Below are 13207 nucleotides of genomic sequence, written 5' to 3'. Positions count from 1 at the left end.
ATTTGTGCTGCAGAGAAAGCCTGATTTCGACTTAGCCTAATGGCAGTGCCACCTGTGTGATAAACTTGTGTGGGTCCTTATGCTGCGGCGGCCCCTCCAGATAGGTGTTCCGCACCATACCGCGCGGCTCTAAGCCGTTTTCCTTGGCATATTCCAAAAGCTTTTGCACCACGTCATACATCTCCTCATACGCCCCGTGGTGATAAATGCAGAGCGCAGGCATAGACTCTGTCCATTCGACAAATTCCCCCTCGCTTTCGGGCGGAATCGCCACGCAGAAGGAAACCTCTGCCTTTGCGGTGACAGGGTATTCTGTGAAGTACATCCGCCGCGTGGTATCTGTTCCGTAGGCATGCATGGCTTCTAAGGCGGTATTCCGCAGTGCCACCGTTCGCTCTGCAATCGTTTCGCTGTGATAGCTGCGGCGGTAGATGCGCTGCCGCTCCAGTCGGATGGTCTTAATCTGTGCCTCGCCTGTCTGCACCCGTTCATATAGCTTCTCGATGTTCAGATTCAGCTCATCACGCAGCTTTTCCAGACGGCGGATCAGCGGCAGAATATCGGAGGAATCGTTGAAATATGCGCGGATTTCATCCAGAGAAAGCCCCAGATTTTGAAAGATGCGGATGCTGCGCAGCTTCGTGAAGCTGTCGATGGTATAGTAGCGGTTGCCGGTAGTGCCTTCCTTGATATCCGGCTGAATCAGTCCGCGCTGCTCATAGTTGAGAATGATGCGGCGTGTCACACCGAGTGCTTTTGCAATTTCGCCAATCGAAAATAAATTTTTCTCTTTTTTCATAAAAGGTACCCCCAAAAATGCAGAAAAGGACTTGTATCGTACATCGGTGTACGATGTATACTAGCATTATACAAAGTGCTTCGCCCAAAATGCAAGAGAAAATGGAGCTTTATAGAAAAGAAGCCCGGAGGATCGTGGAAAGCAAGAAACAGAAGTGGTTTCCTTTCAGAACAAAGAGGCTCCTGTTCGGGTGTAATTTTGGCAGCCTTTTGTTTTTATGGGCAGCTTTGTGGACGGAAAAGGGGAAGGGTGCCGATGGAGCGGAAATCAGCATCGGCACATAAAAAAGCCCTCTCGGTGAGAACCGAGAGGGCTTTCTGTCGTCCAAAATTCAATTCCAATCGGTCCGAAATCCATTAAAACCCATAAGTAACGGAGATATTCGCGGTAATTTCAATTTTGCCGTAGCTGATGGTTGTGCCGAGACCGCCGTCTGCCACAGCATCCTCTGTTGCCATCATGCTGCTCTTTGCATTGGAATCGGTATTCATATAATAGTAATTTCTGGAAATCTCGCTGACATTTTTCACGGCACCCAGAGGCTTGCCGTATGCCTGTGCGATTGCGGCTGCGGATTTTTCTGCATTTTTCACAGCTGCCTGCAATGCCTGCCCGTAATATTTGCTCTGGTCTGCGATGGAGAAGGAAACGCCGTTTGTGCCGGTTGCGCCTGCCTGCAATGCCGCATCAATATATTTGCCTGTGTTGTTGATGTCCTTTGTTTTCACCTGCAAATGGGTTTCTGCATGGTAGCCTGTGATGGTGCGCTTGCCTGTTTCGTCATTGTAACGATAGGTGGGGTATACGGAGGTATACGCCGTTACGATATCGTCCTTTTTTACATTCAGGTCGGTCATGGCTTTTGTCACTGCCGCGGTAATGCGGTTGTTTTCCTTCTGTGCCGCCTGTGCTGCTTTGCCGTCCGTGCTGATTTCAAGGGAGATATCCGCTGTATCGGGGTCTGCCTGCACCACACCTGTACCGTTTACGTTGATTTCGCCTTCAGCCGCATACGCCATGCACGCCGCCCCGATGGATAATACTGCCGTCGCCGCACATACGACCAATCCTCTTGCCCATTTCTTCATAATACATACACTCCTTTCAAATATCGAATATTGGTTTTTTATTGGACGAGGGAAAATGAAAATAGTTCCGTTGTTTTTCGTTTTTTTGAAAATTTTCCGAAAAATTCATAGGGCAAAATATAATATTATGTAAATCAATATGAGAGGAATATGGAATAAAATTGTAGGAAATACAAAGCTTTTTCAATGGAGAATTCTCACCATTTCTTTATCAAAATAATTATGTTAAGTTTTTGTTAATATTAGCACTCGCCTATTGACAGTGCTAATATCCGGTGATATATTGTATTCGAACAAAAGAGAGAGAGAAAAATCAAGAAGATATCTTCTCTTGTTCTCAATCAACACATCGGATTTGAACCGATTGTGCAAATCAATTTTTAAGTATCTTTTGAAAGGAGATATGACTTATGATGATGCATAATTATTTGGGCGACAACTTATTTGATGAAGATTGGGCAGATACTCCACTGATGAGAGAGTACTTCGGGAAAGGCAATTTCCTGTATGGCAAGCACGCAAAACATCTGCTGCGTACCGATGTAAGAGAAACAGAAGATGCGATTGAGGCAGACATTGACCTGCCCGGCTTCAAGAAAGACGAAATTCAGGTACATCTGGAAAATGGCTATCTGACCGTTTCCGCAGAAAAGCATGCCGATAAACAGGCAGGCAAGGGCAAATACCTGCGTCAGGAACGGTATTCCGGCACAGTCAGCCGTACCTTCTATGTAGGCGATGCTTTGAAACCCGATGATGTCAAGGCAAAATATGAGGACGGTGTTCTGGTAGTCAGCCTGTCCAAGAAGGCTCCCGAAGCAATCGAACAGAGAAGCCAGATTGCGATTGAAGGCTAACGCTTAAGTCGAAATCAGCTACATAACGAAAGCCCCTATCCGAATGGATAGGAGCTTTTTTTCAGCTTAATTTTTAATCCTTTTCAAATTCACATGCAATCGGCTGCTCATCTACAATCAGAATAATCCGATGCTCACCCTTGCCGATTGTGCCGCAAAGCCCCTTCCATTCCACTGTTGTTTCCAGAGATTCGCCTGCGGGCAGGGTTTCCGTTTCGTCCCGTTTCCATTGGGACACCCTTGTGCCGATGTTTTCCTTCCAAACATCACCCTTCTTCGTTTCCAGATGATATTCCGCAGGATCAAATTCCACATCCCTGTCGGAATCGTTTTTCAGAACAAAGGTAGCCTTGGATGCCTTCAGCGTATCCTCCTTCAGGGTCAGCGTTACGCCGTCAATGGTATTCACCTTATCAAAAACCGTTGTATCATCATTGCCGCAGCCGGTCAGCAGCAGTGTCAGAATTGCAAGCAGTACAAAGCCTCTTTTTTTCATGTTATGTCCATCCCTTTCTTGTCTGTTTCGTTGTCTGATAAAAAGTATAGCATATCCTTCAGACGTTCAACAAGTCAAAATCCTGTTTTCGGCGTATCTTTATGCGTCATATTTTTTGATGACCGCAATACCGATGGGTGTAGGCCCTGTATGCACGCCAATCGTGCAACCGATGTGATACTGCTCCACCTCGCCCTGAAAGCCAAGCTGCCGCATTTCCTCAACCACTTCCGCATAAAGGGCATCAAATTCCTCTTTGTCATAGCCGTAGCCTGTGCAGATGCGGTAATCGTTGATATTCTTATCCTTGAAAAATCGCTTGGTATCGTCAATAAAGCGCTGCAGGGATTTTTTTCTGCTGCGCACAATGCCTGCCGCCTGCAACTCCCCTTCGTACAGCTGAATCATGGGCTTGATTTTCAGCATGCTTGCCACCTGAATCATTGCCTTGCCCACGCGTCCGCCCTTTTGCAGATAGGAAAGGTCTGCGGTGGTAAAGAAAATACGGGAGGTCATTTTCAGCGTTTCGATGCGCTTTGCCGCTTCCTCCAGCGTCAGTCCGTCCTCCGCCATTCTTGCCGCCTCTGTCACCAGAAGCCCCTCCTGCACCGTCGCGGAATAGCTGTCAACTACGATGATTTTGCAGGCAGGGTATTCCTCCATCAGCTCCTCAGCAATCAGCGTAATGCTCTGATAGGAGCTGCTGAATTTTGCAGTCAGGTTGAAATAAAGCACCTGCTCGCCTGCCTTTGCATAGGGCAGAAAGAAATTATAGAGATCCACCTGCGTGGGGGTGGAGGTTTTTGGATAAACGCCGGGATTTTCCGCCATTTCCCTGTAAAATTCCTCCGCGGTGATTTCTACACGGTCTTTTTTATAATGCACGCCATCCATGGAAACATAATATGGAATGATGCCGATGTGGTATTGTTCCTCCTGCTCCTTTGTGATGTCGCAGGAGCTGTCGCTGAGCACACGAAATTTCATAAAAATCAAGCCTCCGATAAGTGTAGGTTATAATAAAATAAGGGTTGGTAAGGGTTTCGTAGGGATTTTGCCGAAAAAATGAGAAAAATTTCCCTTTTGGCTTGCCCCTTCTTGGTACTTTCTTCTAGTTCCATTTATAATTGTAACCCATATTAGCATACTATTTTCCGATTTACCAGAGAAAAATTAGTTTTACTTTAAAAGTAATTGACTTATAATTAGTTTTATATTAAAATCAATTCATATTGTGTTAAGAAAAGGAAGGTTCTTCCTTTTTAACAAGTCGAAATTTTATTTCGGCTTAATGTTTCGGGGAGAGGAGCAAAAAAATGGAGGCTGTTACAGGTAAGGCTATCGTGACAAGCATGATGCGTTTGGCTACGGAAATGTCCAACTGGAATAAAGCGTATGCCACAGAGGATAAGGTTGCCAAGAGGATAGAGGAGCTGGGGCTGACACAGCATCAGGCGCAGGTTCTTGGCTTTTTATACGGCAATCCGGAGTTGGATACGGTGTCGGCTTTATCCGCGCGGCTGCATGTCAGCAAGGGCAGTCTGTCCTTAATGCTTTCCAAGCTGGAGGCAGGCGGCTTTGTGCAGAAAAAAGCGGCAAAGGATGGCGATGACGGCAGAAAGATTTATATTTCCCTGACGGCGAAGGGCGAATCGGCAGTTCAGGAAATGGTAGAGCTTTTGGCAGAAGCGGCTGCGGTTGTGTTTGACCGTATGGATGCGCATCGGCGCATGCAGATTTATACAAAAGTACAGGAATTATTGGAATTATTCAATACAGGAGGATGGAGAGAATGAAAAAGCGTATTTTGATTGCACTTGCGCTGTGCATGGCACTTGGCACAGCCTGCGGCAAGAAAGAGGTAGAGGAGGAAAAGACCCTGCGCTCTGTTGAGGTAACAACGGTCGGCAAGGGGGATATTGCAAGTGAATTTTCCTATACCGGCAAGGCAGCCCCTGCGAAGGAGGTTTCCGTTGTGCCTACCGTTCCCGGCAAGGTGCTGAGCTTCAATTATGATGTTGGCGATAAGGTTGGTCAGGGCGCGGTTCTCTTTACCGTAGACAGCACCGATTTGCAAAATAACATGCGCTCCCTGCAGGCAAGCTACAATGCCGCAAAGCTGGGACGCGATAATGCAAAAAGTACATACGATAGCAATAAACTCCTGTATGATGAGGAGATTATCTCCAAAAATGAATTTGATCAGATTAAATATGCGTATGAATCCGCGGATGCACAGCTTGCCTCCATTCAGGTGCAGATGGATAACCTGAAAAAGAATATCAGCGACTGCACCGTTACCTCTCCCATGACGGGTGTCATTGCCACAAGAGGAGTAGAGAAGGGCAGCTTTGCCTCTCAGGCGGCCCCTGCATATACGGTTATGGATTTGTCTACCATCAAGGTTGAGGTCAGCGTTTCCGAACAGGTTCTCAATACCATTCAGGTTGGTGATAAAGTATCCGTTCTTATGACAGCAGCATCCGAAACACCGCTGACAGGCACGGTTGCAACGATTGCCCCTGCCGCAGAGCAGACAGGCATGTATACCGTAAAGGTGGAGCTGGATAATAAGGACGGCAAAATCAAATCCGGCATGATGGCAGAGGTTTCCTTCACCATGGCAGCCTCCGATGATACCATCCTTCTGCCCAGAAATGCAGTCATTGAAAAGGATAACGAAACCTATGTTTATCTCATCAATAACGGCAAGGCGAAAAAGACAGCAGTTGAACTGGGTATCGAAGCAGAGGATACCATCGAAATCAAAAGCGGGCTGAAAAAGGGCGATAATGTTGTAACCAAAGGGCAGACCTACCTTTCTGATGGCGAGGAGGTTACCATTGCCAATACTGCTGCTAAAACAAAAGAAAAAACAAAAACAACAGAAAAGGGGGAATAAAATAAATGTTCTCCAAGCTTTGTATTAGAAAGCCCGTAACGACCATCATGGTAACGCTGATGGTATTTATCGCGGGTATCGTTTCTTATTTTAATCTGGATCAGGCATTGATGCCCGATATGGATTTGCCCATTGCCGTTGTTATGACAACCTATGTGGGCGCATCCCCTGAGGAAATCGAGGAGCTTATTTCCAAGCCAATGGAGGAAAGCCTTGGCTCCATCGCAAATGTGGATACAGTTACCTCCTATTCCTCAACCAATTCGTCCATGGTGCTGCTGCAGTTTGTGGACGGTACGGACATCGACATGGCTGCGGTGGATATGCGAGATAAAATCGACCAAATGAAGTCCACCCTGCCCGATGCCGCAGGCGACCCAATGGTGATTAAAATGGATATCAATGCCATGCCAATCACCATCGGCGTAAAGGCGGAAAATATGGATCTGGAGGCCTTGAATGACCTTCTGGAGGATAATGTAGCCAATCGTTTGGAGCGTATTGAGGGCGTTGCCTCTGTCAGCCTTTCCGGCGGTATCACCAATGAGGTGCGCATTACCGTTGACCCTGTCAAGCTGGCGGGCTACGGACTGACAACCTCTACGCTTTCCGGTCTGCTGGCGGCAGAAAACATGAACCTGCCCTCCGGTGACCTGACACAGGGCAACACAACCGTTGCCGTGCGTACCATCGGTGAATTTACTTCCGTGCAGGAAATCAATAATTTGCCGATTCCCACCTCTACCGGCGCAGTCATCCATCTGAGTGACGTTGCAAGGGTTGAGCAGGTCGAAGCGGATAGAGATTCCTTCACCTATATCAACGGCGAAAAGGGGATTCTGCTTTCTGTAGATAAGCAGTCCACGGCAAATCTGGTTAAGGTCAGCCAGTCCCTGAAGGATGAAATTGCAAAATTACAGCGGGATTATCCCGAACTGGAAATTGATATGCTGTCCGATACCTCCGATTATATCGAAATGTCCCTGTCCAATATCACAGAGACAGCGCTGCTGGCGGCAGTCATTGCGTTCTTCGTTCTGCTGCTGTTCCTGAAAAACGCAGTAACGGCAGGCATCATTGCCGTTTCCATCCCTACGTCCATCATGGCAACCTTCGCCCTGATGCATGTGACAGATATCAATATGAACATGATTTCTATGGGCGGTGTCGCGATTGGTATCGGTATGCTGGTAGATAACTCCGTCGTTGTTCTGGATAGTATCTATCAGTATTACGAAAGAGGCTACACTGCCGCAGAATCGGCGGAAATCGGTGCGAAAGAGGTTTCCATGGCAATTATCGCCTCGACGCTGACAACCGTAGCCGTATTCCTGCCTATGGCACTCATCGGCGGTACAACTGGTGCCATGATGAAAAACCTTTCCTTTACCATTATGTATGCGCTGATTGCATCCGTTGTGGTTGCGCTGACCTTCGTGCCTATGGCATGTGCGCTCCTGTTAAAGAGAGAAACAAAAACCTTCGTCTGGAAGAATCTCAAGTTCCTTTCCTTCCTGGATCGTTGGGAGGGCGCGATTGATACCCTTTCCAGAAAATATGAAAAGCTGCTGAAATGGGCATTGCGCCATAGAAAGAAAACGGTTCTGACGGTGCTTCTGGTATTCATTCTCAGCCTTTGCAGTATTCCCCTTGCAGGGATGGACTTCATGGCGAGCATGGATGAAGGCGTTGCCACCATTTCCGTAGACCTGCCGAACGGTACGGATTTGGATACCACAGAGGAAACCACCCTTGAGGTGCTGTATCGCCTGCAGGATATCCCTGAAGCGGATGTGGTTTATGCCAATGTTGGCTCCGGTATGCTCAGCTCCGGCACAAACTCCGCCTCCATCACCATGAATCTTGTGGATGCGAAGGACAGAAAGCGTTCTACAGAGGAGGTCTGTGACGATATCGAAAAGCTGCTGGCGGATATCCCCGGTGCGGATATTACCGTATCCTCCTCCGATTCCGCAATGGGCTCTCTGGCATCTGCCGATGTGACGATGAATGTATATGGCTACGATGCCGCAACGCTGGTTGATGTGGAGGATGAGCTGATTGATAAGCTTTCTCAGGTGGATGGTCTTTCCGATGTGGAAGGCTCTACAGGGGATACCGTTCCCGAAGCAAAGGTAACGATTGACCGCGCAAAGGCATCCCAGTACGGCATCACGACCGCGTCTGTTGCCGGCGCGCTGAGTACAGCCATTTCCGGCTCTACTGCAACCCAGTATAAGCTGGACGGCACAGAAATCGACGTTGTTATCCGCTATGATACGAACAGCGTAAATTATCTGACGGATTTGAATAATCTGACCGTAACCTCTGCTTACGGCACACAGGTTCCTCTGAGCGATGTCGCTACCATAACGATGGACGAAAGTGCAACCACCATCATGCGTGAAAATCAGAAGAACTATATTACCATCAGCGCGAATGCCGATAACATGAGCACCAGTGAGGCACAGAAGCTGGTAGAGAAGGCCATGGCGGATATCGAGCTGCCCGATGGCTGCACCTATCAATTCAGCGGCATGATGGAAAAAATGAATGATACCTTCCGCAGTCTGGAAATTGCAATGGTGGTAGCGGTTCTGCTGGTATACATGATTATGGCATCCCAGTTTGAATCCCTGCGCTATCCCTTCATCGTGATGTTCTCCATGCCTCTGGCGATTACGGGTGCGATTATCGGTCTCTTGATTACAGGCAATACCATCACCATGCCTGCCATGATGGGCTTTGTCATGCTGATTGGTATGGTAGTAAATAACGGTATCGTTCTGGTAGACTATACGAATCAGCTGATGGATCGCGGCATGAACTGCTATGACGCGCTGACCAGTGCAGGGCCGCGCCGTCTGCGTCCCATCCTCATGACAACGCTGACAACCGTTCTGGGCATGGTGCCTATGGCGCTGGCAACGAGCGAAGGCTCCGAAATGATGCAGGCGCTTGCCATTGCGGTTATCTTCGGTCTGACGCTGTCCACAGTGGTTACGCTGATTTTCATCCCCGTTCTGTATATGTGGATGAATGAAAGAAAGAGAAAATCCAATGCCAGAAAAACAGCAAAGCGGATTGCGAAAAACGCAAAGCAGCATGCTGAGGAGCTGGCAAGGGAAAGAGCTGCACAAAACAATGCAAAACCGGTATAAAATACCGATAGAAAATGGTATAATGAAGCCGTTGGGAGCTTTTCCCGACGGCTTTTTCGTAAACAAAAATTTGATTTCACATAGAAAAAAGGAGCAGAGGGTCTTATGAAAATCGGCTTGGTTCTGGAGGGAGGCGCAAACCGCGGCGTATTTACCTCCGGTGTTTTGGATTATTTTATGGAACAGGATTTGGGAAAGGCGTTTCGGTATGTCATCGGCACCTCCGCCGGCGCAGGCAATGCCATGAATTTTATTTCGGGACAGCATGGGCGCTCCCGTGATACCACGATCACAAAGGATAAGCGATATGCCTATTTTGGCTTGAAAAATATCATTCGGACAGGGCATCTGTTCGATATGGAAAATATCTACTGGAGGGTGCCCACAGAATATAATCTCTTTGATTTCGATGCGTATTTCAGAAACCCCATAGAACGGGAATATACCGCCACAAACTGCCTGACGGGACAGGCGGAATATCTGACGGATTACGGCACAGACCGCCGCTATCTGATGAATATCGGCATGGCATCCTCCGCCCTGCCCGGTGCAACGCCTGCCGTTGTCATCAATGGGATTCCCTACGCAGATGGCGGTGTTGCGGATTCCATTTCTGTCCGCCGTGCCTTCGCAAGGGGCTGTGATAAGGTGGTCATTGTGGAAACCAGAAGAAGGGAATTTCGGATGCAGCTTTCCAAGGGAACAAAATTTCTGGCGAAGCGCAATGAAAAGAAATATCCTGCCTTTGCGGCGGCAATGCGCAATCGCCCCGAACGATATAATGCGACGCTTGATTTCATTCACGAGATGGAAGCGGCAGGCAGGGTCTTTGTCATCCGCCCTGAGCAGCCTGAGGTCAAGCGTTTGGAGAAGGATTATCAGAAGCTGAGTAATTTCTATCGGCATGGTTATACACAGGCGGAAAAGGCGTTTCCTGCCTTGCAGGCGTTTTTAGCGGAATAAAAGCGGAATAAAGGAGAAACGGCATGGAAAGAATTGATAAAATCATAGCATCACAGGGGCTTTATTCCCGCAGTGATGTGAAATATCTGGTGAAGCATAAGCGGGTTGCTGTAGATGGGGAGGCTGTGACCTCCTCCTCTCGGAAGGCAGACCCCGAAGCAAGCGTCATTACCATTGACGGCAAGCCGCTCATTTTCAAAAAGCAGGTTTACCTCATGCTGCATAAGCCGCAGGGCTATGTTTCCGCAACCGAGGATAAAACACAGCCGACCGTTCTCGCGCTTGTGCCACAGGCATATAAGGGCAGAGAGCTTTTCCCTGCCGGCAGATTGGATAAGGACACCACGGGGCTGATGATTCTGACGGATGACGGCGTTCTTGCGCACAATATCCTTTCTCCCCGAAAGCATGTCCAAAAGGTTTACCGTGTGGAGCTGGATATTCCCGTTACAAAGGAAATGCAGGAGGGCTTTGCGGCAGGCGTGGCACTCAATGATGGTGTCTGCAAGGCGGCAAAGCTTGTCATTCTTGGCGAAAAAACCGCCGAGGTAACCCTGCAGGAGGGTCGCTATCACCAGATTAAGCGGATGTTCGGCTGCTTCGGCGCAAAGGTGGTTTCCCTGCACCGTTTGGCGATGGGAAATCTCTATCTGCCTGTGGATTTGCCCGAGGGGGAATGCAGAGAGCTGACCGCAGAGGAGCTGAACCGGCTGCAAATGCACGAATCCTGATTCTGACTTCGGTGCCGACTTTGTCGGCACCCTAAGTCGAAAACAGGTTTTCGACTTGTTGAAACAGAGGAATAAACAGACGAGTTCCATCAGCTTAAAAGCCTTGAAACTCGCTGTTTTCCTCGTCGGAAGTGAATTCCGACTGCGGATTCCATTTGGGAAACTACTTACCGCCCAAGAAGGGGCGGCAGGCGAAGCCTGCTTTGCGTAGCAAAGTAATGAACAGTTTGTTTCCCAAGCCCTTCCGCTACCTCAAAAATTACTTTGTCTACAGTCTGCGGTGCCGACTTTGTCGGCACCATTATTTTTTGGAATAAAAACCCCCTTTTTCGCCTATATTAAAAGGGAAAAGGAGGGTTTTTCCATGCAAAGAGAACGGCTTAAATTGGAAGGAGAGGAAATCCTTTCCACCCTGCGGCGGATTCAATTACAGCTGGAATGTGCCCAAAGTGCGTTCGAGGATGTGACGGATGAGAGCCTCATCGACAGCTATATTTACGAAATCATTGCCTTGCAGAAGAAATATGAATATTTTCTTAGGGCGGCGAAGAAAATGGGGCTGACGAACGGGGTGCAGAGAAGGGCAATTTAAAAGGGGGAAGGCTTTATGGCGAATTACACACCGGGGGAAGCAATCATGTTCTGTGCAATTTTTGTTTGTCTGTTTGCGCTTGCACTTCTTGCGCTGGCAAGACCTCTGCGGATGCTGTGCAAATGCGGTATTTCTGCCGTTTTGGGCGCGTTTTTGCTCTTTCTGGGCAAAAGCCTTGGCGCGGCGGTGGGTATCAATGCCGCAACGCTTGCGGTTTCCGCATTTCTGGGGCTGCCCGGCGTGGCAGGTATTTTTCTGCTGAGTTTTTTCTTGTAGAAGCGGAAGGGCATTGTGGAGAAATCTGTTGAAAATGTGGATAACTTTGTGGATAACTGAAAAAAGCTTGTGAGTAACACCTGAATAAACCTGTCGCCCGGCAGGTTTTTTTGTTTTGTCGTCTATTTTTAAATTTTGTTCACAAACGCAGGTGCTTCTTATGATAAAATAGGGGAAAACAAGCAAAAGGAGGAGAGAACTCCGTGGAATTTTGGAATCACCTGCAAATGCAGCTGGAGCATAAGGGCTTTTGCAGGGTAGAAAATAAAAAGAACTGGTACTGGCAGGAGGAAAACCCTGTTCTGTATCTCATCTGCCTGCTGGATGGGGCAGAGGAAGGCTGGCGCGAGGAAAACATGACCTTTGCCGATTTTGCGGGAAAAATGGAAGGCAGTGTCGAGGAATTTCATTGCACAAGGGTGGTCGCGCTGAGCGTCCTTGTGGATAACCAGGAAGGGACTTTGCCTGTGGATTCTGTGGAAACTGCATTTCAGGCCTATGATAACAGGCTTTATCGTGTTTTTTGGCATTTTTCGCCCGAAACGGGCAGGCTTTCCGCCGCACAGGGACAGCCGACACAGCTTCTTGGTGTGGAGAAGCTTCTGCGCGCGGCGGCGGCAGGCAGGGAGCCGGAGGTTCTCGTTCTCAGGGATACGAAGGAGCAGAAAACGCCTGTTGCAACGGCAGTGATTTTCGTCATCTGTGCGGCGCTTCTGGCGTGGTGCATGCTTTCGGGGCAGAGAGAGGAAATTCTTTCCGCCTATGGTTTGAGCCGAGAGGGGATTCTCGCAGGCGAATATTACCGCTTTTTTACTTGTATGTTCCTCCATGCAGGACTGCTCCATCTGGCATCCAACAGCATTTATTTGTATTATTTTGGCGTGCGGGCGGAACGCCTTCTGGGTACGGGAAAATTTCTGGTGCTGTATCTGGTTTCGGGGCTTTGCGGCGGCGTGTTCAGCGTGCTGTTCAGTGGCAATGCAGGCGTTTCCATCGGCGCATCGGGGGCAATCTATGGTCTGCTTGGCGCAATGCTCCTGCTCACCAAAAAGCGCGGCGCACGGTATACGGGTATGAATTATTCCACCATGCTTCTTCTGGCGGCAACGGCGATTGGGTTCGGCTTTTTGCAGGAGGGCGTGGATAACTTCGCGCATATCGGCGGTTTTCTGGGCGGCATTGCAGTGTTTTCCCTGCTTCTGCGCAAAAAATGAGCAAAGCTGTGGACAAGCTATGGATAACCTGTGGAGTTATCCCCAAAAAAGCTGTGGATAAGGGGGTATTTATCCCCAGAAAAATTATGCAATACAAGATGAATATTATGATTTGCCGTAAAATCAAG

The 13207-nt window shown here is 48.4% G+C and carries 13 protein-coding genes; 9 read left to right on the top strand and 4 right to left on the bottom strand.

The genetic code is table 11. The features are described 5' to 3' along the window. Window positions 1–31: 31 nt before the first annotated feature. Both EJE48_RS04985 and EJE48_RS04980 read right to left on the bottom strand, forming a co-directional pair. Complete coding sequence (locus EJE48_RS04985) at window positions 32–799, bottom strand: MerR family transcriptional regulator (protein WP_118581400.1); 768 nt, start codon at window positions 797–799, stop codon at window positions 32–34. Window positions 800–1155: 356 nt separating this feature from the next. After that, entirely contained in the window at window positions 1156–1887 is a 732-nt protein-coding gene (locus EJE48_RS04980; RefSeq protein WP_016407267.1) for an SIMPL domain-containing protein, read from the bottom strand. A 410-nt stretch (window positions 1888–2297) separates the two neighbouring features. Between EJE48_RS04980 and EJE48_RS04975 the strand changes: the two genes are divergently transcribed. Then, window positions 2298–2744, top strand: a complete 447-nt coding sequence (locus tag EJE48_RS04975) for an Hsp20/alpha crystallin family protein (protein WP_016407268.1) — start codon at window positions 2298–2300, stop codon at window positions 2742–2744. A 73-nt stretch (window positions 2745–2817) separates the two neighbouring features. Here EJE48_RS04975 and EJE48_RS04970 read toward each other — a convergent pair whose 3' ends face one another. Together EJE48_RS04970 and EJE48_RS04965 are read right to left on the bottom strand one after the other, a co-directional pair. Continuing rightward, complete coding sequence (locus EJE48_RS04970) at window positions 2818–3240, bottom strand: immunoglobulin-like domain-containing protein (protein WP_118581394.1); 423 nt, start codon at window positions 3238–3240, stop codon at window positions 2818–2820. A 99-nt stretch (window positions 3241–3339) separates the two neighbouring features. Then, window positions 3340–4227 (bottom strand): DegV family protein, encoded by an 888-nt coding sequence (locus tag EJE48_RS04965; RefSeq protein ID WP_118581391.1) that lies wholly within the window; start codon window positions 4225–4227, stop codon window positions 3340–3342. A 329-nt stretch (window positions 4228–4556) separates the two neighbouring features. On the opposite strand from EJE48_RS04965, the gene EJE48_RS04960 reads away from it, so the two are divergent. The 8 genes from EJE48_RS04960 to EJE48_RS04925 all read left to right on the top strand — a co-directional run bounded on the left by EJE48_RS04960 (window position 4557) and on the right by EJE48_RS04925 (window position 13079). Continuing rightward, the gene (locus EJE48_RS04960; protein WP_118581388.1) at window positions 4557–5036 is read left to right on the top strand and encodes a MarR family winged helix-turn-helix transcriptional regulator; all 480 of its coding nucleotides are present in this window, start codon (window positions 4557–4559) and stop codon (window positions 5034–5036) included. After that, window positions 5033–6142: an efflux RND transporter periplasmic adaptor subunit gene (locus tag EJE48_RS04955; protein WP_160117317.1), complete on the top strand. Its 1110-nt coding sequence runs from the start codon at window positions 5033–5035 to the stop codon at window positions 6140–6142. Before EJE48_RS04960 ends, EJE48_RS04955 begins: the two co-directional genes overlap by 4 nt. Before the next feature lie 5 nt (window positions 6143–6147). Next, window positions 6148–9303, top strand: a complete 3156-nt coding sequence (locus EJE48_RS04950) for an efflux RND transporter permease subunit (protein ID WP_118581383.1) — start codon at window positions 6148–6150, stop codon at window positions 9301–9303. A gap of 105 nt (window positions 9304–9408) precedes the next feature. Then, window positions 9409–10266, top strand: coding sequence for a patatin-like phospholipase family protein (locus tag EJE48_RS04945; protein ID WP_016407274.1), 858 nt, complete (start codon window positions 9409–9411; stop codon window positions 10264–10266). A 23-nt stretch (window positions 10267–10289) separates the two neighbouring features. After that, a complete protein-coding gene (locus tag EJE48_RS04940) occupies window positions 10290–10997 on the top strand; it encodes a pseudouridine synthase (protein ID WP_118581380.1) in 708 nt (235 codons plus the stop codon). A gap of 364 nt (window positions 10998–11361) precedes the next feature. Beyond that, window positions 11362–11589, top strand: a complete 228-nt coding sequence (locus tag EJE48_RS04935) for a DUF2508 family protein (protein ID WP_016407276.1) — start codon at window positions 11362–11364, stop codon at window positions 11587–11589. A gap of 15 nt (window positions 11590–11604) precedes the next feature. Further along, window positions 11605–11865: a pro-sigmaK processing inhibitor BofA family protein gene (locus EJE48_RS04930; protein ID WP_016407277.1), complete on the top strand. Its 261-nt coding sequence runs from the start codon at window positions 11605–11607 to the stop codon at window positions 11863–11865. A gap of 203 nt (window positions 11866–12068) precedes the next feature. Next, a complete protein-coding gene (locus tag EJE48_RS04925) occupies window positions 12069–13079 on the top strand; it encodes a rhomboid family intramembrane serine protease (protein ID WP_118581377.1) in 1011 nt (336 codons plus the stop codon). Window positions 13080–13207 lie beyond the last annotated feature (128 nt).

Origin of the sequence: Anaerotignum faecicola, from assembly GCF_003865035.1 — a bacterium.
Classification (GTDB): Bacteria; Bacillota; Clostridia; order Lachnospirales; family Anaerotignaceae; genus Anaerotignum_A; species Anaerotignum_A faecicola.
This window is presented reverse-complemented; position numbering and strand designations above follow the sequence as displayed.